The sequence below is a fragment of the Marinomonas hwangdonensis genome (assembly GCF_003721245.1).
Classification (GTDB): domain Bacteria; phylum Pseudomonadota; class Gammaproteobacteria; order Pseudomonadales; family Marinomonadaceae; genus Marinomonas; species Marinomonas hwangdonensis.
Genome location: NZ_RIZG01000010.1, coordinates 27,644 through 51,438, shown reverse-complemented (window position 1 = coordinate 51,438; position 23,795 = coordinate 27,644). Strand labels below are relative to the sequence as shown.

Genomic DNA, 23,795 nt, shown 5'->3' with positions numbered 1-23,795 from the left:
ACTTACCTTTTATAGATAGCCTTTTATTGATGGCCTTTTACTGATAACCATCAGCGACTTTTAGCAAATACTGACCATAACCGGTTTTTTTCAGCGCATGGCCAGAAGCCACCAGCTGGGCTTTGGTGATCCACTTCTGACGGTAAGCAATTTCTTCTAAGCACGCCACTTTCAGACCTTGGCGATGCTCAACCGTTTGCACAAACTGACCCGCTTCCAACAAAGAATCATGCGTTCCCGTGTCTAGCCAAGCAAAGCCTCGCCCCAGTAAAGACACATGCAAATCACCACGATGCAGATACGCCAAGTTCACATCGGTAATTTCTAACTCACCGCGTACAGAAGGTTGTATCTTTTTAGCAATCTCAACCACATCATTGTCGTAAAAATACAACCCTGTTACCGCATAGGGCGACTTAGGCTTCTCTGGTTTTTCTTCAATGCTGACGGCTTTGCCCGCCTCATCGAAGGCGACCACACCAAAGCGTTCAGGATCAGACACATGATAACCAAATACCGTCGCACCTTTCTCAAGAGACGAGGCTTGCTTTAATTTTTCAGAAAAATGCTGACCAAAGAAAATATTATCACCCAATACCAAGGCGACATTGTCATCACCAATGAAATCTTCACCAATAATAAACGCTTGCGCCAAACCATCGGGTGAGGGCTGTACCGCATAAGTCAACTCAACGCCAAACTGACGACCATCGCCTAGCAAATGCTGAAAACTCGCTTGATCTTCGGGCGTGGTAATAATTAAGACTTCACGAATACCGGCCAACATAAGCACAGACAACGGGTAATAGATCATTGGTTTATCATAAATGGGCATCAGTTGTTTTGATGTAGCCAAGGTTAACGGATGCAAGCGAGTACCGCTGCCGCCCGCTAAAATAATGCCTTTACGTTTTGTCATACCCCAGTCCTTATTCGTTCTCACCGATACGATGTAACTGATAGTCACCGCTTAACACGCGTTGCCACCAATCTGGATTGTCTAAATACCATTGTACCGTTTTGCGCATACCTGTCTCAAAGGTTTCTTCGGGCTTCCACCCAAGTTCATGGGCAATTTTACTGGCATCAATAGCATAACGCACATCATGACCCGGACGGTCTTTCACATACGTGATCAAATCTTCATAGGCATTGACGCCTTGTGGTTTGGTTGGAACAAGCTCTTCCAACAGAGCACAAATCGTCTTTACTACCTCAATATTGCGCTTTTCATTGTGGCCGCCAATGTTATAAGTCTCACCGACTTGGCCTTCTGTCGCCACTTTTACCAAAGCCCGCGCATGGTCTTCCACATACAACCAATCACGAATTTGCGAACCATCGCCATAAACCGGCAAAGCTTTACCCGACAAAGCATTCAAAATCACATGAGGGATAAGCTTTTCAGGAAAGTGATAGGGACCATAGTTATTCGAGCAATTAGTGACAACCGTCGGTAAGCCATAAGTGCGTAACCAAGCGCGAACCAAATGGTCTGAACTGGCTTTACTGGCAGAATAAGGCGAACTCGGTGCATAAGGCGTGGTTTCCGTAAACAGGGGCAACTCACCCTCAACCTCATCAGGATGCGGTAAATCCCCATACACTTCGTCAGTGGAAATATGATGAAAGCGAAACGCGGATTTTTTATCGTCAGACAGCCCCATCCAATACTTACGGCTCGCTTCCAATAAAGTGTACGTCCCCACCACATTGGTCTGAATAAAATCACCAGGGCCATCAATAGAACGGTCAACATGACTCTCCGCCGCTAAATGCATCACTACATCCGGCTGGTGTACATGAAACACTCGATCCAATTCAACCGAATCGCAAATATCCACCGGCTCAAAAGCATAACGCTCATTCTGCAACGACTCAGGAATAGACTCTAAATTCCCTGCATAAGTCAGTTTATCCAAGTTTACAACAGAATACTGAGTACTAGTCAGCAAATAACGCACAACCGCACTGCCAATAAAACCGGCACCACCGGTAACCAAGATTTTCATAATTACTCTCTATTAATACAGTGTTAATTAAAATAAATTCTTCAAAACAATATGAGTCTCTTTTCTAAAAAATCAATTTCGATTTAGATGTAGCTAGATTCTATCGCCCATAACGATCACTGAATCGCACTATGTCGTCTTCGCCTAAATAGATGCCCGACTGCACTTCGATGATTTCTAGAGGAAGGTCAGTGAAGTTTTCTAAAGCATGAACCACGCCAGCAGGAATATAGGTCGATTCGTTTTCAGTTAATAGGATGTCACGTTCCCCATTGAGTACGTTCGCCGTGCCCGACACCACCACCCAATGCTCAGCACGGTGATGATGCATTTGCACGCTTAACTTAGCCCTAGGCTTCACAATAATGCGCTTAACCTGATGGTGTTCACCGCGGTCAATCACTTGGTAAGTACCCCAAGGGCGATGAACCGTGGTGTGATATATATGCTCTTGGCGTCCTTCGTCTTTAATACGCTGAACGATCTTCTTCACATTTTGGGCGTTGTTTTTGTCCATTACCAACACCGCATCCGCGGTCTCGACAATCACCAAGTCCTGCACACCCACAGCGGCAATCAAACGCGACTCAGAACGAATCAAACAATTCGTCGCCCCTTCGGCCATTACATCGCCTAGCAGCACATTATTATCTGCGTCTTTACCCGCGTAATCGTACAAGGCATCCCAAGCGCCGATATCGCTCCAATCCCCCGCATAAGGCACGACTTTCGCTTTCTTAGTATGCTCCATCACGGCAAAATCAATCGATTCTTCAGGGCATTGCGCAAACAAAGTGGCATCGATACGCACAAAATCCAAATCTTCCGTCCGCTGCTGATAGGCTTTATTCACCGCTTGATAAATATCATCACGATGAACCGCCAACTCGTCCAAAAAAGCTTTGGCACGGAACAAAAACATCCCACTGTTCCACAGATAATCACCCAAATCTAAATACGCCTGCGCTGTTTCAAGATTGGGCTTTTCAACAAACTCCGCCACCGCGAAGTGCTCACCAGAGCGAATATAACCATAACCGGTTTCCGGGCGAGTCGGCTGCACACCAAAAGTGACCAAAGCATCGTCTTTCGCCAACTCAACCGCTTGGTTAATCGTGACTTCAAACGCCGCCATATCACGAATCACATGATCCGCAGGCAACACCAAGATGATCACATCGTCTTTTGCACACCGCAACGCTTCCAACGCCGCCAAAGCAATCGCCGGCGCGGTATTACGACCTTTAGGCTCTAACAAAATACGGGCATTTTTGACACCAATAGACTGTTGTTGCTGGGCAATCAAAAAGCGATGGTCTTCATGGCATACCACAATAGGATCGGCCATGTTTAAAGACAAAGACCCCGCCCGCAACATCGTCTGCTGCAAAAGACTAAAAGACACATCCACCAAGGGCAAAAACGGCTTCGCGAAAAACTCACGAGACACAGGCCAAAGCCGACTACCCACACCGCCAGCTAACACAACAGGAACGACAAACAGACCAAAACCTCACCACAAAAAGCACAAAAACCACAAAGAATGTACAGACCAAGAACCGCTTAATGACGTTTTTGCATGGGCACGACGACGTTGGAGTCTACGGTCTTTTTATCCAGTGCACGTTTGGCATTCCATACCAAATCACCGATACCATCCGTTGGCTGAAAATCGCTGGGGGAGGTGATCAATATTTCTCGCACTTCTTCATGGTCAAAATCATGGCAGGCTTTGTCCAGTTTTTCCATAGTTTGCTCAAAGTCAGATAAAGACAAGAAGCGTTCTTGTGCCGTCATAATGCGTTTGTGTTGGGTTTCTTGAACGTTGTCGCCAATGAGCAATTCTTCGAACAGCTTCTCACCAGGACGTAACCCCGTAAACTGTATCTCAATATCCCCATTCGGGTTGTCAGGGGATTTAACTTCTAAGCCAGACAAACGAATCAAGTTGGTCGCCAAATCAACGATCTTGACCGGCTCGCCCATGTCTAACACAAAGACGTCACCGCCCTTACCCATGGCACCTGCTTGAATAACTAACTGCGCGGCTTCCGGAATCGTCATGAAGTAACGAATAATGTCTGGATGAGTCACAGTAATCGGCTGGTTTTCCTGAATTTGCTTTTTAAACACCGGAATCACCGAACCCGACGAGCCAAGCACATTGCCAAAACGCACCATACAAAACCGAGTGAATTTTTCTTGTTTCGCCGCTTTTTTCGCTTCTTGTTCTGCCAAGGCTTGTAAGCCCAGTTCCGCCATGCGTTTGGTCGCGCCCATCACATTGGTGGGTCGCACAGCTTTATCGGTCGAAATCAATACAAAGGACTCAACACCTGTTTCAATCGCCGCTTTAGCGCAATAATAAGTGCCAAACGCGTTATTACGCACACCTTCCACCACATTGTATTCAACCAGGGGAACATGCTTGTAAGCGGCGGCATGATAAACCGTATGAACCCCAAACGCCTTCATGGTCGACGCCAAGCGGTTAATGCGCTGCACAGAGCCGATTAAAGGCACTATGGTGACGTTAAAGGGCAAGGTGTCTAACAACTCACCCAGTTCTTTATTAATGTTGTATACAGCAAATTCCGACGAATCGAACAATACCAAAGTCGTTGGCTGTTGCGCCACAATTTGACGGCACAATTCAGACCCTATCGATCCACCGGCGCCCGTTACCATGACCACTTTACCCGCAATGTTCGACTGCATCAGCGACGCCACAGGCGCTACCACATCACGGCCTAACAAATCGTCCACCGCCACATCTTGCAGCTCACTGATTTTGGCCTTGCCTGTCACGATATCGTCAAAGTCAGGCACGGTTAACACTTCCACAGCGTAAGGCAACAAACGATCAATCACTTTTTTACGCTCAGAACGACTCGCCCTAGGAATCGCCAGCAAGATTTTACTAATGTGGAATTTTTCAATCAGCTCATCGATTTTATCCACGTTATACACATGCGTGCCTTGAATGATGGTATTGGCCAAAGACGCATCGTGATCGATAAAACCCTTTACTCGATAACTCGAGGCCTGACGCAAGGCCAAAGCCAACTGACGACCAGTAGACCCAGCCCCAAACACCAAAACCGACTCACAACCTTTTGTTGGAGCATGCATCAGCAAACCACGGACCAACAAACGCGAACCACCGCACAACATCACCAAAAAAGGAAAATAAATAATCGGCACAGTACGGGGAATCGGCGCCTGAAAGAAATACGCCAAGGTCGTAACACTTAAGGCAGACACTGCAGCACCAAACAAAATTGCGGTAAAAGCATGAAAAGTTAGGTAGCGTAGAATAGCTCTGTATAAACCCAACCGAGCATTGACAAACAAGGTCACAAACACGGTACCGGCCAGAACAAACCAAACCGAATCGCTTTTAAAGGCGCTAAACTCACCCAGCCGCGCCCAGTAAGCACAAAAAAAAGCCAGACAAACAAACGATGAATCCACAGCCAAACTGATCAAACGTTTATTAAACCGCGACAAAGACCAAAGAAAATCCAACTGCTTCACCATCTCAAAAACCCTGTATACACAAACTCAAAAATGTAGATTAGCCCTGTAGATTCAGATTAGCCGAGACACAAGACGTGATCTGACGCTATAACCAACCATCCGGTCTTGTAGGTCAGATTAGCCGAGGTACGAGGCGTGATCTGACGATTAATCATCACCTTTAGGCCGACAAAACCTTCCAAAAACAAAAATGTCGCACTAAAACACGACCTACAGCAACAAACCTAAGCAATAACATTTTACGCTAAATTTGCAAAAAATACGCATGCAAGGTTTGCGAAAAATGACAAAAACTACCCTTTGACCCTGTCACCAGACCCACTGCCCGTGACCGTCTTAATGATATAAACAAAATAATTTTTCAAAGACAAACTCTGAATCATCTTAGCATCGGTTTCCGCCAGCAACTTAGGGGTAGACATATCAATATCCGAAATTTGTGCCAATCCCGTAATACCCGGTCGCACGGCAAACACCCCTTTGGCATCGCGTGCTTGAGTCAATTCCGTTTGATTAAACAACCCAGGACGCGGACCAACCAAGCTCATTTCACCTTTCAACACATTCCAAAGCTGCGGCAATTCATCCAATTTGGTTTTACGTAAAAAACCGCCCAAAGGCGTAATAGAACTGGTAGAGGCCAAATGACTCGCCACCGATGCCGTATCCACCGACATGGTGCGGAACTTCACCAGCACAAATGGTTTTTTGTTACGCCCAACGCGCTCTTGACGAAAAATAGGTGAGCCAGTGTCAAACAAACCGATGATAAAAATAATCAACAACACGGGAAAACCACACACTAGGCCTAACAGGGCAAATACAAAATCTAATACACGAAACATTTTATCATCCAGTTATCACGAGTTTTTTTTAGCCGCCAGTTGAAAACCATGCTCAACTGTATAAGGGGGAACCCAATCAAGCGTTTTTTTAGTGTGCTCGATGTCGAGCTGCAAAGACCCAACCAAGCGATCCACCACAGCCTCTTTCTTAAAAAGCTTACCAGCCAATTTGAAACACCAGACTGGCACAGGAAGAGATAAGTTTGCTTTACCCTGAACCTTGGCCATCAAAGCAACCATTTGAGCCGTGGATAAATCATTATCATCCGATACCAAGAACACTTGATTTGCCGCCTTAGGGTGATCAATACACACCTTAATCAAATTCACCAAATTATACACAGAAACCAAGCTGCGTTTATTCTGGTTAATCGCTCGAAACGGCAAGGGGAAATCTTTACCAACCAGTCTCATCAAAGACGCAAAATTGGCTTTTACCCCTTCACCGTAGACCAAAGGCGGGCGAATAATAACTATCTCCATGCCTGTTTCTTTGCCTAACGCCAATAACTTCTCTTCGGCTTCGGATTTAGACATGCCGTAAAGGTCTTCTGGATTACGCATTTCAAAAGCTGTAAAGGGTTTACGGCCCGAAGTAGATTCACCATTTACCTTAATCGAACTCAAGAAGATAAACCGCTTCACACCCGCCTCAGCGGCTTGGCGAGCGAGGTTTAACGTACCTTCGGTGTTAACGGCTCGAAACTCAGAAAGCGAATCTGAAAATGAGTTATTCATGATATGAACGCGGGCAGCAAGGTGTATGACAACGTCAACATCAGGAATTACCGATGAGTAATCTGCTTTTGAGCCAATGTCACCGATATTAAAACACAACTTTTCATTACTGTGCTCTACATTACTTTGCTCTAAACGACGCACAATGCACTTTACAACTACATCATTTTCAAGTGAAAGTTTTGTTAATAATTTAGCTCCAACAAAACCAGTTGAGCCAGTCAAAAGGATAGATTTTATCATTAATAGATTCCGAATATAAAAATATACAGGAGCGCAAGCCTATCTCTCAAACGTCGACGAAAAAACAAACAGCTAAAAATTCTAAAAAAATAGCTATTTAATTTTAATGAAAAACATGGGTTAACTAATTCAGAAATAGTTTTAACTTGACTTCTGTACCAACGCTGTTTGATTAAACTAATCCTTTTTTTGTAGGCATTAATGCCATCATTAATGCCTACTTGATTATTTTCATGCTGCCTGTATAACATCAAAGGCTGATCATCAATAAACCAAGTGAAACCATTTTGCCGACAAAAAGCATAAGCAAGCCAGTCATGTAAACTGACAAGCTGAGATAAATTATCTGTTTTTCTAACAAAAATTTGAAAAGACAAAGCTGAGCGAATACTGAAAACATAAGTACAACCGGGACCGGCCGCCTCAAAGAAATGATCGAACTTTCTTTGAGGATAAGATTTTTTTATTAGCTGCTGCCTTCCGTCTGACCAAAAAGCAATAACGTCGGAAGAGTAAGCATCACAAACGCTAGAGGATATTAGAGAACAAGCTCTATCCAGCTTTTTATCTAGCCATATATCGTCTTGATCCGAAAAAGCAACGTAGTCAAATCCTTTAAAATCAACATCTCGAATAAGACGGTAAAAATTAGCACCAGCACCACCAAAGCGCTCACCATAAGTAAGAAACACAACATTCCATGTATTTTTTACTAGAGTTTCAACCCACAATTCCGTACCATCGGTAGAAAAATCAACGCTAACGAAAATAGTAACATCAACATTTTTTTGAGCTAAAATACTATTTATTTGCTCTTCAATCCATTGCATCCCATTGTAGGCTGCAAGCAGTACAGCCACTTTTGGATATTTATTTTTTTCCATTTTATTAACCTTTCAGCAATACTGAGTGTTTTATTGAGTTCATATAGTCAATTAGAAGGCCTAGCACCTAAAAAACCAAGCGCCTGCCTCGATATTACCGTATACGCTGGATGTTTCGCGGTCGTTGAATACTGATCAGAACTAATCACCATCAGTTGTGGTCGTTTCACAATAACACACATTCCCCCCCGCCTTTACATAAATAGCAGATGCAAAAAATGCCAACTGGTTGATATGTCATCAGAATAATGATGAAACGTCAAGACACCAGCTTTAAAGAAAAAACTAAAAAAACTTTTATATTCAATGTAAAATCCCAAAAAAGCCTAATAAATCTAAAGTCAAAACCGATAAAGTATAAGATGAAAAAAAACGAGAAGGGTCGAAGCTACAAAAAAAACAAAAACAACATTCCTAGAGTAGTAATTTAAAGATGCATAAACTAAAAAAGGCATGACAAAAACATAATACTTTGCGTTCGCATAGTTTGGAAACAAAAAGACAAAAAAAATAGTCGAAAAAAAAGGAACAAACCAGTAAACATCAAGCAATTTATTTTTACCCCTAAATACCTTAAGCGTTAATGTAAAAATTAAAATAAATATAGCTACATACAGAACTGGCACTTTAACCCCCGAAGGAGTCATAAAAATAAAGCTCATAAGTGTAATTATAGGCCTTAAGATCACAGGATACTTTTCTACTAGATCACTATCATTGAGCACCTGATAGATAGCATCAGATTTTGAAGAAAAGCTACCTCCTAGAAAAGAAATTTGAGAAAACAGTTCAAGAAATCTAAACCCAATAAAATAAGCTAAAAATAAAAAAAATAGAAAAAAAGAAAAGAATAATTTTCTATTATAATTACGGATTTTTGAAAAAAACATAACAGATAATATAAAAAACAAAACCACTACAGTATTACCAAAATCAATAGTAGATAAAACCATCAATAAAAGAGAAATAGGAAGCCAAAAACCCCAAAATAAAAATATATATAACGAAACAACTAAAAAAAACTGCTCTTCAGCAAGGACACCTAAATAGTAAAGAATACCAGGAAAAATAATTGTAAGAGCTAATGAGTCTATACGATAATTCCACTCTTCTTTACTTAGCCTTAAATTAACTAAATTCATTAATAGAATAAAGAAATTTCTAAAAATAATAATAAAAAGAATTGGCAAAATCACAAATAGTGTTACTGAAAATCTTATTATAATTTCTTCTAAACTTTCAGTGCATGAGCTTGATATTTCTGCCCAAAAACTCAAAGCACCAGCAACGGGCTGACATACAGAGTTTTCAATGTTCAATTGGTTTAAAAAATTAGAAAAAATATAATAAGGAGACCATAACGAATGATCGCCAAAAAGCACTAAAGGGGCACGAGCAATCCAATCAGGCTCATCAGCAAAAGGAAACAATACCCTTGAGATTAACAATAAAATAATAAAACTAAAAAAAACAATTAAACCAAAGTAAGAAAGACGAAAACTAGTCATTTATACACCATTAAGCTTTGATAAAGCTCTTTATAGTTCTCTGCATTTATCTCGTAATCAAAATTTTCTGATGCAAAAGATTGACACTTCTCACGAGCACTTACTTTCAAATAAGGAATAAACTCTTCCAAAGTTAGATCGTCGATATTCTCTGGGTAATAGATTACTCCTAAACCATTCTCCTTTATAATACTTGAAGCACCACCACAGTATGCGTTGCAAATCATCGGCAAACCAGCAACGAAATACTCAGCTGTTTTTACAGCAAGAACCATATTACCTAACAATTTTTCTTTATCATTTTCTGGCAAGAAATAAGTCATTAAGCCAAAATCTTGTTTTTTAAGGACTTGTTTTAATTCTTCTCGTGTTTTTGTTGAGGTGAAAATAATCTCTTTAGTTGGAAACTCTGAAAAAGCTTGTTTCAATAATAAAAAGTTAGATGTAGTAACTATTGTTAATTGTGTTTTTGGAAAAAGCAATCTTAATTTACGATACAGCTCTACTAATAGCTGAGGCTTATGCCAAGTATCTTCGGATAAGGCACCAACATAACAAAAACGAATCGTATCACTTACTTCAAACTCATTAATTTCAACTTTTAACTTCCGAGTATCTGCGGAAAGATAAATCGTATGGTCATTTTGAGCGCCAAGATTGGTATAATATTCATGCATCGTATCAGAAACACTAACGGAACAATCACATTTATCAAGCAACTGCGATTCAATTGACTTCAAAAAAAGATAGTCTATAGACTGTTCACTCCAGTCCTTTTTGAGAGCTACTTCTTCCGGCCACAAACCTCGTCCATCAAAAATAATTTTGTATGTAAAACCATATTTTATTTTAACATTTAAGGCAGCCCATGCAGCATGGTAAGAACGACAGTGTACTATCTCTGGTTGAATTTTTTTTAACTTCGCTTTCAGATGTAAGTGAGTCAAACCATGCATCAAGACAAAACTATATTTAGATGAATTGATAAAGTTTTGAGAGGTCCAAATAGGCAACCAGTGGAATGCAATCGGAGAAAGCTTACTTTTCACAGATTTTAACTCTTTAAAGTAATGCCACTTTTCTCGGATTAAACCACTATGAATAATAGGAACAGCGGAAATAAAATGAAATTCTACTTCTGGTGACAACTTAGACGTTTCAAGGAATTGACCTATCACCTGTGAACCAAATACACCGTAGGCTCGTGGAGTTTCGCCCCAAGTCAAATAGACGATCTTCATAAGTAAATATACTCTACAGCTTTTTGTGAAGCCAACACTTTCCCATATAAATCAGGTTTACCGATTTCATCGGAGAAATTATTTCTTATAGATTGATAGGCATTTATAATTTTTATTTTATCCACCCCAACTAAAACATTAACGCCTGCTTCAACAAGTTTGACCCACTCTGTTTCATCACGCATAGTTATACAGGGTACCGAAAAATTATACGCTTCTTTATGCAAACCACCAATATCCGTCATTACAAGACTGCAGTTATCAAGTAACCAAATCATATTCAAATAAGCAACGGGATCGGTAATAGTAAGATTCTCAATAATAAAACTTCCAGTTTGTAGAATTTTCTTTGTGCGCGGATGCAGCGGTAAAACCACTTGCTTTTCTTTAGAAATTTCATTGAGGGCTGCCACAATATCAGCCAACCGTTTTGCGTTATCTGTGTTTTCAGCACGATGAATGGTACATAGTACAAACTCTGTATCAATATGTATATGCGTTGGCTTTTGCGCTAACTCTTTGTAAAATAGTGCATCGTCTTGCATAACATCACCAACTAGTAATGCACTTGCTTTGGTATTCCAGTTCTCTATTGCTTCATTATATAGGTTGTTCATTGCAGCTTGAGTTGGACACAACAATACGTTACATACTCTATCTGTAAGGATTTTATTAATATCTTCTGGCATTCTCATGTTAAACGAACGTAACCCTGCTTCATCATGGGCAATTTTAATCTGTAATTTTGAAGCAGCTAGAGCACCAGCCAAGGTTGAATTAGTATCACCATAGACCATTACCCAATCCGGTTTATCTTTGAGCAAAACATCCTCAATTTTTTCAATCATCTGGCCTGTCATAGCACCATGACTTTTGCCACCAATACCTAAAAAATAATTTGGTGTAGGGATTTTCATTTCTTCGAAAAAAATATCACTCATATTGGCGTCGTAATGCTGTCCAGTATGAACTGTTACTTCTTCTATATTAACATTCGTTTGCTGTAATGTAATAATCTCGCGACTAACAGGTCCTGCCTTAATAAATTGTGGTCTAGCACCTAAGATAGTAACAATATTCATTTTAAAACACTTTTAGCAATAAGAATAGGATAATATCTTTCTGAATAAAAAACATTCAAAATAAAACCGATTAATGCACTTAACATGGTTGCTAATGCTGCACCGTAAACATCAAAAATGGGGATCAAAAATAAATTTAAAACTAGATTAAGTACTCCGGTAAAAATATTCAAAAAAGCCAAGATATGTGTTTTCTTTGCAATTGACAAGCCTGGAAAGAACAAGTAGCCATTTGAAAGTAAAACAGAGGTTACTAATAATGGAAGTATAGATATCGCTTTGTTATAACCATCACCAGCTATTAATGTAATAATGGTTTCAGATAAAATAAATGAAAAAATTATAAAAACAAAACCTATTAAAAAGAAGTAAAAAAACAATTTATTTAAGTTTTTAGGCGTATCAGGATCATTAAACCGATTATATACTAAAGGAGCAAGAGCACTTTGAAAACCAACTGTTAATAATGTTACTACTGCAGCAAATTTTGCTGCAACTCCATATTCGCCAAGGGCATCAAACCCAAGCATCTCTTTGATCATAAACCTATCAGAGAACATAGCTAACATAACACCAAGACTTGAAAAAACAAGAGGAGCAGAAAAAACAATCATACTCTTTAAGACATTCATTTCAGGCTTACAGATTAAGAAAATACGTAGATTAAAATAATTTACTACAGACACTATTGACTGACCTGTAATCAAACCTATCAAAATACCATTTATTCCCATTCCATAATAACTTAATAGAACAAAGCTTACTATTGCAGAAATAGCGGCGGAAGCCGCAGCAGAAATTACAGCTGCCCCTACATTAAGATTAGCCCTATAAATAACAACACTTAAATACAATAATCCACTTGTCATATAAGAAATTGCAGCTAATGAGGCAATATTTTTGTTATTTGGACTGTCAGTTAATACTACAGAAGCTTCCTCCAAATTTAAATGCAAAACAGTACAAAAAACGATATACGTACATAATGTAAAGAAAAAACCATTAGATATAATCTTACTCTTCTCAACAAGATTAACTTCTTCTGCAGCGAAACGGATAACCGATTGAGCTATTTCTAACGTCACAACCACACTAAAAATAGATCCAACACTAGATATATAGTCAAAAATACCATATTCACCTTTATCCAAATAACTTAAATAAATAGGCAACATTATAAATGCAATGCCTTTAGTAAATAAATTTGACAAAGTATAAAAAAAAGAGTCTTTAAAAAACTGCTTAATCATCAATTTCTTCCAACACTTTATTTAAATATTTGGCACTAAAGCTATATGTACAATATTGCTCTACCCATCTCGTTCCTGCATCTGCTTGATCTTTCAATATCTCCATAGGTGCATCTAAAGCAGCCTTTAAATTTTTATATACTAACCAATACGGGGTCACGACCCACGCATCATTGGCACCGACAAACAAACTAGTTTCCAATTCCATATTTGCTGAAGTTAGTAAAGCAGCATTGTTCATCATCGCTTCAACACCGAAAACACCAGGTACTAATGCATAAAACTCATTGAGTACTATATGTGCTTTAGCAAGCTGCTCCATTACAACTTCGTTAGAAACACCAATTAATTCAATGTAGTCGAAATTATAGCCCTCTTCTTTCAATTGCTTAACCGCAGACCTAACTAGTGGAGTACCTTTTATAATTGGGGATGACGGTGCATGAAGTACGACCTTACGTTCTTGTTTAAATTTATTTGGAAAATATTTTATTTTTTTTTCATCTGCAAAGTACAAAAATGGGTAGCATGACCGTGATATGTATGCCATTTGATCTGTAGAAGGGTTAAATATTGCTGAAGCATAATTATCTGCAGCTTGACCCAACATAAAACGAACATTTTCTTTCTCTTTGGAATCAATACCTCTATGTGATATCGGCTGAAAAGTCGTTATAACATCCATGCCATGTTTTTTTCCAAATTCGTTCAACAATTTAAATGAGCGTATATCTGAACCAGTAAAATAGCATATAATCTTACAATCATTCTGCTTTAATTTCTTAAACTCATATTCTCTTCCATCTATATGAGGAATTAAAAATCCATTCCCACTAATATAGATAAACACCTTAAATTTATTAATTAAATACCCAAACAAAATTGGGGATATTAAATATCTGAACACTTTTGAATACCTGTATTTACCAACATAGTAATCATAATTTTCATTGTAATAAAGGTTTTTGCAGAGATTGACGGTCTTAGAACCTTCTAGCGCACTACCTAATGAATAAAGTATAGATGCTATTTCTTCAACGCCAACTATAATTCCATTTTTTTCTTTCCAAGAAAAAACACGAAAAAAACACAGAGAAATATTAAATAAAAGCTTTTGAACAAAAAAAATTCCATTAAGAAAAACAGAACGAATCACTTAAAATCCTTAGCAACCTTGTGAGGTAGTGTATATTTAATATAAAAACTCCAAGGTATTAGCTTCCACATAGCCATTAAGTAGAAAAACGGCCTCATCCTCTCAAAAGTTTTTTTATACGTTTTGAAGTCTGTATAATATTTTTTAGGTAAATTCATTAAATGCTCAAACTCTTCATCTGAAAGATTTAATCGCTTTTTATAATATTCTACTAAACCATCTTCAATATGTGGCTCTTTCTTCATTAAGCTTAAGGCTTCTTCTCTAGTCATTCGCCCATCACGACAGTAAGCAGAATATCCAGCAATACGAAAATCAATATTCCAACGTTTAGGAAAGAAGTAGCTATGAAAAAACGAAGCAGTTCTATTTTCTAAATGATGGCCACCGTACCACGTCCATCCATATTCTCTAGCTAACATCTCTTTAGCAGCTTCTTTATCATATTGTAAATAATACAATGGCCTTACAGATTTTATTTGATTAAACAACATCCATTTCAATTGTTTTGAAAGCCATAAATTGGGAAATGTTCTCATCGGTACACTACCAAATTCTTTATGCACACTCTGTATATACTTAGCATCCATGTAAATCCAGCCCATAGGGGCAGACCCTTCTGTTCTAAAAGAGTGACCATCAATTTTATATTTGATACCATATTTTTCTGCAGCAAGATTCATCGTCGTAGCTAAACCAATGTCTGTTGGATTTTCAATTTCTTTAACACCCGCTTTTAAATGCGATAAAATCAAATCATCAAACTCATAAGCATCTACAACATGAGTAAAAAGATCCACTCCTAGCTTTTCAGTCATACAGTGAATATTTTCAGTCGCAACGGTAGAATTCCAAGTATTGTCAAAATGTACAGCTAACAATCTTAAACCATATTTTTTGGTCATTAAGTCGAGTAGATAAGATGAATCGCAACCACCACTTACCCCAATTAATGCATCATACTTTTTTCCTTTACCTGCTCTTTTCATTTCATCGACTAAGCGCTGTAACTCAACCTTACCTCTCTCGTCATTTGGAAACTGCTCTGAAAGCTCATCGATTTGCACACAATAATTACATATACCTTGATTATTGAAAAAAATATTGGGAACTTCGGTATCATAAATACAGCGAGTACAGATTTGATAAGTCATATTTAATGCCTAAGATAAAATTTTAGTTAGTTCTGCTTGTTTAGGGAATTTAATTAAAACACCCATATCTTTTGCCTGAAATACTGCCATACTTCCAAGTGCAACAGCAGAAGCATGGGCATTTACAACGACATCTCTAATATCATTTAAGGTACCGGCTCCACCTGTAGCTACCACAGGAATATTCACACTTTCGCAAATTTGTTTAATCAGGTTTTCATCAAAACCAAGCCAAGTACCATCGCGATGTACGGTATTAACAATAATTTCACCAACACCTAAACTGTACGCATATTTAGCAGCTTCGACTGGGGTATAATTTTTTATTTTTTTACTTGAGTGGGTACATACTTGATATTTCTTCCTAAATCTAGATTGGGTAATATCTAATGTAGCGACTATACTTTGCGAACCATATATTGCGACCGCCTGCTTTACTACATCTGCATTTTCAAAAAGTAAAGAACTTATCGATACTTTTTCAATACCCATAGAAAAAAGTCTGCGAAAATCTTCTAACATTTTAACACCACCACCATAGCAAACAGGCATAAAACATTCCGATGTAATTTGCTCAAGTAATGAGTAATTAATAGCGCAGCCTTCAGTAGTGCAGTTAATATCGAACAAAACTAACTCATCCACCTCTTTTTGATTAAAGATCCTAACAGCATTAATTGGATCACCTACATAGCGCTCGTTTTTAAACTTTACTGTTTTTACTAAACCTCTACCTTTTAATAACAAACAGGGCATAACACGTGTTCTAAGCACTTTATTATAGCTCCGAAAATGACTTTATTAGTGCCATACCAAATTTATGGCTTTTCTCAGGATGAAATTGAACACCCCATATATTTTCTTTATGTATGGCGCAAGTAAATTCATAGCCATAATGACAAGTCATTAATTCATGTTCTTTATTTATAACTTCCGCATAATAAGAGTGCACAAAATAATACCTTGTTTCAACATCGATTAATTGAGTAAGCTGTGTTTTTTTCACATTATGAGTAACATTCCAGCCCATATGCGGTATTCTTAAGTTGTTTTCTTTTAGTGTTTGGCTAAAGTCAAACTTTTTTACTTTCCCTGGAATCCAACCTAAACCAGGTAACTCTCCTTCTTCGCTGCAATCAAGTAAGATTTGCATGCCAAGACAAATCCCAAGCACAGGAACTTTGTCAGTAAGTACTCTCTGATTCAATACAGAAAGTAACCCACTATCTTTTAGCTTAGCTACGCCATTATCCCAACTACCGACACCAGGGAGTATAATTTTATCAGCAGAACTCAACTCTTCAGTTGTGGTAATAATTTTACTTTCTATACCAAGGTACTTCAGCATATTTTTTACTGAACCTAAATTCCCAACGCCATAATCAATTATTGAAATCATATTATTGCCTAGCTACTTTGCAGGAATACCAAATACTTTTTGATTAGTTTCTACATCCTTATTCACAAATGACATAGCACCTATAATTGCTTTGTCTCCTATCTTCACTCCTTTTTGAATGACAGTGTTTGGTCCAATGTACACACCATTTCCAATATAAGTCGAACTTTTTCTTACTGTATCTACACCTAAGCTAGTTGACCAAGAAACTGAGTCATGTGTATATATTTGAACACCAGAACTAATAGAGCAAAAATCACCAATAATTAATTCTCCTCCACTTCCATCTAAAACTACATTTGGCCCTATCCATGTATTTTTCCCGACTTTTACATTACCTAAGACTAAAACATTGTTATAACAGGAGGTTCCTTCGCCAAACCCTAAAAAAGATGCAGTTTCCCAACGATCTGTAAATAAATCACCGAATGAAACATGGCGATTATATTTATTTTTCATTCTAAAGCGCAGATAACGAAAAACTCTTGTTAAATATGCCATTACTTTTTTCTATTTAAATAAAAAAAACTAGTTATAACACTAATTACTCTTTGCAAATCAACACCATCATAACAAGGAAGCGTTATAGTGTGATTTTCAAGCCACTGAGCTATTGGCTGTATCGTATTATACTTTTTAGAGTAGAAGGTTGTACCACTCATGCAATAAGTGCCAAGGGTTGATTCGATATTGTGCTCAGCTAAATATTCTATTAAATCATCACGTTTAATCGTTTCAGGAACAGTAAATACAAGTGATTGAATATTGTGATATATACCTTCCGTAGCTTCTTGTCGCTTCATACCTAATGGTTGTAAGCCTTGAGCGTATTTTTTTGCAATTAGATTACGACGTCCGGTAATATCATCGAGCTTTACAATTTGTTTCCAACCCATGAGAGCTTGAATTTCACTCATCCTATAGTTATAACCAAAGTCTACAAAATCAAACACTTTACCACGTAAACCTGAAGCACCATGATTAGCTTTCATTTCTAACCAAGATGCATATTCATGATTATTAGTTAGGATAGCACCACCTTCGCCGGTAGTAAGTAGTTTGCGAGGATGAAAACTAAAACAAGTTAAATCTGCTATGCTGCCAACTTTAACACCATTAACTGAACTGCCAATAGCGCATGCGGAATCTTCAATTAGTGGTATTCCAAACTCTTCACAGACTGATTTTATTTCGTCTATCCCTGACGGATTTCCTAGTGCATCGACAAAAATAACAGCCTTCACTTTATCATCTAATTTACTACGCAAATCTTCAACACACATGTTATAGGTGTTTTTATCTACATCGATAAAAATCGGTGTTGCTTCTACATCTTCCACCACATTAGCTGTAGCAGGAAAAGAAAAATCAGATATAGCAACCTTGTCTCCTTTTTTTATCCCAAGTACCTTTAGACACATTGTCAATGCGGTTGTTGCCGAAGTCATAGGTATAGCATATGAGCTACCAGTATAATCCGTTAAGCTTTTAATAAATTTCGCAACATGCGGTCCTTTAGTTAGCTGACCAGAGTTGAAAACCTCTTCTAGCTCTGATGATATTTCTTCAAAAGTTATATATGGCTTTATTAATTTAATTCTTTCTTTCATTATTATTAACCTGTAAATTTTTTATGGTACCAATTTAGTGTTTTTACCAAACCGTCATCGAAAGGCGTTAAATTATATTTAATAAGATTTTTCACTTTCTCGTTACTAGCATTATGAGCTGATACATCAGCGCTACGAGCTTCTTTTCTAATAATTTCACCTTGATAATCATAGTATGAAATGATTTTTTCAATCACCTCATTCATTGATATTTGACCATCAGTGGAGATATTAATACTTTCACTTGGACTTAGAATAGAATACAGCTTTACTACGGCATCAACGGTGTCTTCGACATAGATAAAATCGCGTGTCTGTTGACCTGTACCATGTATTTCAGGAGAGATATTATTTGCAATTCGCCAAGCCGTTATTGGAATAATACCAGCTAAAAATCCTCTGTAGTTTTGTCTTGGCCCATAATTATTAAACGGTCTAACAATAAATGCATCTACATTGAACATATTCACCCAACTATTGATAGCTATATCCGCAGCAGCTTTTCCAGCAGCATAGGTTGTTGTCGGGCTTATTGGGTGATTCTCATCCATAGGCTCATAAACAGCTGAACCGTAAACCTCAGATGTAGAAAAATGTACGAGTGTCTTAAAATGACCTTTTCTTTGGTGCTCAAGAATGTTTAGTACACCATTAACGTTTGTATCAAAGGCATTTTTAGGATTAACAAAAGAATAATTTAAAGCTTTCGTTGCACAATTAAAAACAATATCTACCGCATGTTTTTCAAAAATATAGTCTAATGAAGATGTAATTTCTATATCATCCTTATAAAAAACTGCACCTTTTTTTATAGCATCGCAGATATTATCTTCAGAGCCAACAAAAAGATTATCAACAATGATAACTTCTTTGGCGCCTTCTAATAACAACCTGTCTACCAAGTGGCTTCCAATAAAGCCAGCTCCACCTGTCACAAGAATTGTACTTGATTTAATAGTTGGTCTATCTCGATTTATATTCATTGATTCATTCCCTGATCGGCTCTTTCAAGAATTTTTTGTATTCGTATCGCTTGATCTGTTCCAGTAATAGACTGTGTATTTTTTTCAATACACTCCCTAAAGTGATCAATACTATTAAACAATGCATCACTCATCTTGATAAAGGGGACCAAAATATCTCCCTCCCTGATTTTTACTGCATAATCTTCATATTCTACGGAATCCCCTGCTATTATGTTCACCCCTTTGTCATAGACAACTAGCTTCTCAGATGGCTTAATATCATCAAAAACTAACATTTTTCTTGTGCCTGCAACAATAAGCTTTCGCTCTTTTAATGGTGAGATCCAACTTGATTGAATATGTGAAATAAAACCTGGGTAACGCATAGTCAAAAAACAAAGACTCTCTTTTGGGTTGTAATATTTTTCACCAAGTGCACTTAAAAAATAAGGTTCTTTACCACCAGTAAGAAAATCAATAATGGCAAGATCATGAACTGCCAAATCCCACATTGCGCTAACATCTTTTTTTATTTGACCAAGGTTCATTCTCATTGCGTCAATGTAAAGAATGTCACCGAGCTCTCCTGAATTAACAAGATCAGCAATTTTCTTTATTACTGGATGATGAACCATAATATGGTCAACATGGATTTTTAAGTTTAGCTTAGTAGCTAGGTCATGCAGCTCTTCAGCTTCTTTTACAGTTGATGTAAAAGGTTTTTCTACATAAACGTGTTTACCTGCCAAAAGAGCTTGTTTTACTAAATAATAATGAGCAGAAGTTTCTACAGCAATTGCAACAGCATCTAATTCAGGATCATTCATTAACATATGATGATCTTGTGTATAATTCGTTTGAGCAATATAGGTTGATTTAGCTTTTTCTATACGCTCATACTTATTATCACAAATCCATTTAAGGCAGATTTTTGAGTTGACATGCAAATTTCTAGCTACATTTGGTCCCCAGTAACCATACCCTATCAGACCAATATTAAGCATCTTGATTCACCTCTACTTTATTACCGTCCTTATCGACGTAGCTGTAGTGTTTTGCAGGATTACCCATGACTAGGCTGTATGGCTCAACATCTTTTGTCACTACACTACCAGCGGCCACCATTGCGTACTCACCAATAACAACACCACAAACAATGGTTGCATTCGCGCCAATACTGGCACCTTTATTTACGATTGTTTTAGTAATTGACCAAGAATGATTGAATGCACGCGGTATTTTATCATTAGTGAAAGCGGCATTAGGTCCTACAAAAACGTCATCTGCAATAAATACACCGTTGTATATGGACACACCATTCTGGATTTTACAATTGCTTCCAATATGTACACCTGAATCGATATAAGTGTCTTTAGAGATAATACAGTTGTTTTTTATAATGGCACCTGAACGAATCTGTGCATTTATCCAAACCTTACAACCACTACCAATTTCAGCGCCTTCCTCTACTACCGATTTTTCATGTTTAAAGTATTCAGTCATTAAGCACTCCATAACCTTTGGGTTAATTATCTGCATTACAAAAAGAAGTCACTGCATCTACTATATAATCAATTTCTTCAGTTTTTAAAAATGGATTCATTGGCAAGCTAATTACTTCTTTCGAAAGCATTTCTGATATAGGAAACATACCAGAGCTCAAGTTTAAATATTGAAAACATTCTTGTAGATGTAGAGGTTTAGGATAATGAATGGAGGTTGGTATATTTTTAGATAGTAAATTCTCTTGAAATTCTGAACGGTTATTAACTCTAATAGTATACTGAGCCCATGCACTCTTTCTATCACTGCGAACCACAGGTGTTTTAACTATATTTTTTAAACCTTTGTTGTACAACTGGGCCACATTATCCCTAGCTAATATTTCTTCTTTGTGATGCGGTAGTTTTGCTAATAAAATAGCAGCTTGAATGGTATCTAATCGACCCGTCATGCCTATATACTTGTGATGATAACGCTCATTTTGTCCATGGACACGTAACATCCTAATTTTTTCAGCATAAGTATCATTATCTGTAAAGATTGCTCCACCATCACCGTAACAGCCAAGCGGCTTTGCTGGAAAAAAGCTGGTTGTATATATATCAGCAAACTTTGCAGTAGATTCACCATGATAAGTGGAGCCAAAACATTGTGCACCGTCAATAATCACTTTCAGACCGTGTGATTTTGCTATATCAGAAATTTCAAGCATGTTTGATGGCTGCCCATAAAGACTCACAGGCATAATTGCTTTCGTCTTGGAAGTAATTGCAGAGATAATTTTAGTTGTATCAATATTAAATGTGTCTGGCTCTACATCAACAAATACAGGTATAGCGCCTAACATAGCTATGGTTTCTGCAGTTGCTATAAATGTAAAAGGAGTAGTAATAACCTCATCTCCGGCACTTATATTTAAAGCTTTCATGGATAAAGTTAGTGCATCCGTACCATTAGAACAAGTAATCGCATGCTTAGTACTCGTGAAACGCTCTAGCTGCCGCTCAAGTAAGCTAACCTCATCACCCATTATATAGTTTGATTTATCTAAAACTGATTGTATTGCCAAATCAATTTCTTTTTTATATAGCTGATACTGATGTTGTAGGTTTGCAAAGTCTATTTTCATTCTTCTTCACTCGACTATGGTAACGATGTTATTGTTTAGCTGATAAACACGTTGTGTTTGTGAGCATATGGCTTGTGCACATCCCAATAGAGGCAAATCTAGTTGCTCACCATACTCACTCATCCAGCCGATTTGTTTCGCGGGTACACCTACCATTAAGGCATAAGCAGACACATCTTTATTAACCACCGCACCTGCGCCAATAAACGCATATTCGCCGATGGTCACTCCACACACTACCGTGCAGTTTGCACCGAGCGTGGCGCCTTTTTTGACTATCGTGTCAAGATACTGGTCTTTACGTTCAATTAACGAGCGTGGGTTATAGACGTTGGTAAACACCATGCTAGGGCCACAAAATACGCCTTCTTCTAAATGTACATTATCGTAGACAGAAACATTGTTTTGTATTTTGCACTTATCACCAATGGTGACTTTATTACCAACAAAGACATTTTGCCCCAAAGACACACCAGCACCGATCTTTGCGCCTGCACAGATATGTGCAAAATGCCACACTCGCGAACCCGCACCAATCTGAGCCCCATCATCGACGATGGCACTAGCATGTTTAAAATAATCTGACATCTTTACAGCACCTTCGAAAGATAAGGATGTGCAAATTCTCCGGGGGCCGCGATGGCTTTATTTCGAATAACGGCAACAGTTTCAATAGCCGCGCGGTTATCTTCCACACCATAGCCTTTGCCTTCTAATACACGCTGGTAGCTTTGTGTATGCAAATCCGTAAAGCCGCCCGAAAACTCCAGCTCTTCGCCTTCGATAGTGATGCTTCGAAAAGTAGATTTTTCACCATGTACCGCATTTTCTGGTAGATGATTGGCATCAATCGATAAAAACCAACGCACGCGTGCACGTTCATATTCTAAATAACCCGCAGAGGTTTTTTCATCACGGTAATGTACTTCGTTAGCTTTAATATCACCGAAGATAAAGTGCAACATATCATAGAAATGTACGCCAATATTGGTCGCTACACCGCCAGATTTGTGATCAAAACCTTTCCATGATTTCATATACCACTTACCACGTGATGTCAGATACGTTAAATCCACGTCAAATATTTTATCCGCTGGCGCATTGGCTACTTTTTCTTTTAAAGCCAAAATAGAAGGATGCAATCGCAACTGCAATATTGAGTTCACTTTTGCACCGTATTTTTCTTCATAAAGCTTGAGTGTGTCTAAGTCTTCTACATTAAGCACCAACGGCTTTTCACAAATCACATCGATGCCATTTTTAAGAGCGTATTTCATATGTGGTAAATGAAGATAATTTGGCGAACAAATCGCAACATAGTCGATCGTTTCGCCTTTTAATTTCTGATCTTCAACAAAGCCTTCAAATTCCTCAAACTCAGTAAAAAATTCAGCATTCGGAAAATGGCTGTCCATAATACCCACTGAATCATTGATATCCATTGCAACCACTAGATCATTACCGGTTTCTTTGATTGCTTTTAAATGTCTAGGTGCTATGTAACCTGAAGCACCAATAAGGGCAAATCGTTTCATT

23 protein-coding genes are annotated in these 23,795 nt (G+C 38.1%); all 23 read right to left on the bottom strand.

The annotated features are described in order from the left end of the window. Positions 1–37: 37 nt before the first annotated feature. The gene (rfbA, locus tag EBI00_RS13920) at positions 38–919 is read right to left on the bottom strand and encodes a glucose-1-phosphate thymidylyltransferase RfbA (RefSeq protein ID WP_123096556.1); all 882 of its coding nucleotides are present in this window, start codon (positions 917–919) and stop codon (positions 38–40) included. 10 nt (positions 920–929) lie between these two features. Further along, positions 930–2,012: a dTDP-glucose 4,6-dehydratase gene (rfbB, locus tag EBI00_RS13915; RefSeq protein WP_123096555.1), complete on the bottom strand. Its 1,083-nt coding sequence runs from the start codon at positions 2,010–2,012 to the stop codon at positions 930–932. A 100-nt stretch (positions 2,013–2,112) separates the two neighbouring features. After that, entirely contained in the window at positions 2,113–3,516 is a 1,404-nt protein-coding gene (locus tag EBI00_RS13910; RefSeq protein WP_123096554.1) for a mannose-1-phosphate guanylyltransferase/mannose-6-phosphate isomerase, read from the bottom strand. Positions 3,517–3,575: 59 nt separating this feature from the next. Next, positions 3,576–5,552, bottom strand: coding sequence for a polysaccharide biosynthesis protein (locus tag EBI00_RS13905; protein ID WP_174714930.1), 1,977 nt, complete (start codon positions 5,550–5,552; stop codon positions 3,576–3,578). Between the two features lie 293 nt (positions 5,553–5,845). Next, complete coding sequence (locus EBI00_RS13900) at positions 5,846–6,397, bottom strand: sugar transferase (protein ID WP_123096553.1); 552 nt, start codon at positions 6,395–6,397, stop codon at positions 5,846–5,848. Positions 6,398–6,412: 15 nt separating this feature from the next. Then, on the bottom strand, positions 6,413–7,378 hold the full coding sequence (locus tag EBI00_RS13895) for a UDP-glucose 4-epimerase family protein (protein ID WP_123096552.1): 966 nt from the start codon (positions 7,376–7,378) through the stop codon (positions 6,413–6,415). Then, on the bottom strand, positions 7,378–8,262 hold the full coding sequence (locus EBI00_RS13890) for a glycosyltransferase (protein ID WP_123096551.1): 885 nt from the start codon (positions 8,260–8,262) through the stop codon (positions 7,378–7,380). Before EBI00_RS13890 ends, EBI00_RS13895 begins: the two co-directional genes overlap by 1 nt. Positions 8,263–8,603: 341 nt before the next feature. Beyond that, entirely contained in the window at positions 8,604–9,770 is a 1,167-nt protein-coding gene (locus EBI00_RS13885; protein ID WP_123096550.1) for a hypothetical protein, read from the bottom strand. Beyond that, on the bottom strand, positions 9,767–11,011 hold the full coding sequence (locus tag EBI00_RS13880) for a glycosyltransferase (RefSeq protein ID WP_123096549.1): 1,245 nt from the start codon (positions 11,009–11,011) through the stop codon (positions 9,767–9,769). Before EBI00_RS13880 ends, EBI00_RS13885 begins: the two co-directional genes overlap by 4 nt. Next, positions 11,008–12,093, bottom strand: coding sequence for a non-hydrolyzing UDP-N-acetylglucosamine 2-epimerase (gene wecB, locus EBI00_RS13875; protein WP_123096548.1), 1,086 nt, complete (start codon positions 12,091–12,093; stop codon positions 11,008–11,010). The genes EBI00_RS13880 and wecB overlap by 4 nt, the downstream gene beginning before the upstream one ends. Beyond that, complete coding sequence (locus EBI00_RS13870; RefSeq protein WP_123096547.1) at positions 12,090–13,343, bottom strand: oligosaccharide flippase family protein; 1,254 nt, start codon at positions 13,341–13,343, stop codon at positions 12,090–12,092. The genes wecB and EBI00_RS13870 overlap by 4 nt, the downstream gene beginning before the upstream one ends. Then, positions 13,336–14,499 carry a hypothetical protein gene (locus tag EBI00_RS13865; RefSeq protein ID WP_123096546.1) on the bottom strand — a complete coding sequence of 388 codons (1,164 nt, stop codon included), beginning with the start codon at positions 14,497–14,499 and terminating at the stop codon, positions 13,336–13,338. Before EBI00_RS13865 ends, EBI00_RS13870 begins: the two co-directional genes overlap by 8 nt. Next, on the bottom strand, positions 14,496–15,653 hold the full coding sequence (locus EBI00_RS13860; protein WP_123096545.1) for an N-acetyl sugar amidotransferase: 1,158 nt from the start codon (positions 15,651–15,653) through the stop codon (positions 14,496–14,498). Before EBI00_RS13860 ends, EBI00_RS13865 begins: the two co-directional genes overlap by 4 nt. 9 nt (positions 15,654–15,662) lie before the next feature. Beyond that, the gene (locus EBI00_RS13855; RefSeq protein WP_123096544.1) at positions 15,663–16,427 is read right to left on the bottom strand and encodes an AglZ/HisF2 family acetamidino modification protein; all 765 of its coding nucleotides are present in this window, start codon (positions 16,425–16,427) and stop codon (positions 15,663–15,665) included. Positions 16,428–16,431: 4 nt separating this feature from the next. Continuing rightward, complete coding sequence (gene hisH, locus EBI00_RS13850) at positions 16,432–17,052, bottom strand: imidazole glycerol phosphate synthase subunit HisH (protein ID WP_123096543.1); 621 nt, start codon at positions 17,050–17,052, stop codon at positions 16,432–16,434. 12 nt (positions 17,053–17,064) lie between these two features. Next, positions 17,065–17,553 (bottom strand): acyltransferase, encoded by a 489-nt coding sequence (locus tag EBI00_RS13845; RefSeq protein WP_123096542.1) that lies wholly within the window; start codon positions 17,551–17,553, stop codon positions 17,065–17,067. Then, positions 17,553–18,662 carry a DegT/DnrJ/EryC1/StrS family aminotransferase gene (locus EBI00_RS13840; RefSeq protein ID WP_123096541.1) on the bottom strand — a complete coding sequence of 370 codons (1,110 nt, stop codon included), beginning with the start codon at positions 18,660–18,662 and terminating at the stop codon, positions 17,553–17,555. The genes EBI00_RS13845 and EBI00_RS13840 overlap by 1 nt, the downstream gene beginning before the upstream one ends. A 5-nt stretch (positions 18,663–18,667) precedes the next feature. After that, a complete protein-coding gene (locus EBI00_RS13835; RefSeq protein ID WP_123096540.1) occupies positions 18,668–19,645 on the bottom strand; it encodes an NAD-dependent epimerase/dehydratase family protein in 978 nt (325 codons plus the stop codon). After that, entirely contained in the window at positions 19,642–20,631 is a 990-nt protein-coding gene (locus EBI00_RS13830; RefSeq protein ID WP_123096539.1) for a Gfo/Idh/MocA family protein, read from the bottom strand. The genes EBI00_RS13835 and EBI00_RS13830 overlap by 4 nt, the downstream gene beginning before the upstream one ends. After that, a complete protein-coding gene (locus EBI00_RS13825) occupies positions 20,624–21,130 on the bottom strand; it encodes an acyltransferase (RefSeq protein WP_206612591.1) in 507 nt (168 codons plus the stop codon). The genes EBI00_RS13830 and EBI00_RS13825 overlap by 8 nt, the downstream gene beginning before the upstream one ends. 22 nt (positions 21,131–21,152) lie before the next feature. After that, entirely contained in the window at positions 21,153–22,259 is a 1,107-nt protein-coding gene (locus tag EBI00_RS13820) for a DegT/DnrJ/EryC1/StrS family aminotransferase (protein WP_123096537.1), read from the bottom strand. 6 nt (positions 22,260–22,265) lie between these two features. Further along, positions 22,266–22,847: an acyltransferase gene (locus EBI00_RS13815; protein ID WP_123096536.1), complete on the bottom strand. Its 582-nt coding sequence runs from the start codon at positions 22,845–22,847 to the stop codon at positions 22,266–22,268. A 2-nt stretch (positions 22,848–22,849) separates the two neighbouring features. Next, positions 22,850–23,794, bottom strand: coding sequence for a Gfo/Idh/MocA family protein (locus EBI00_RS13810; protein ID WP_123096535.1), 945 nt, complete (start codon positions 23,792–23,794; stop codon positions 22,850–22,852). Position 23,795: the final 1 nt, after the last annotated feature.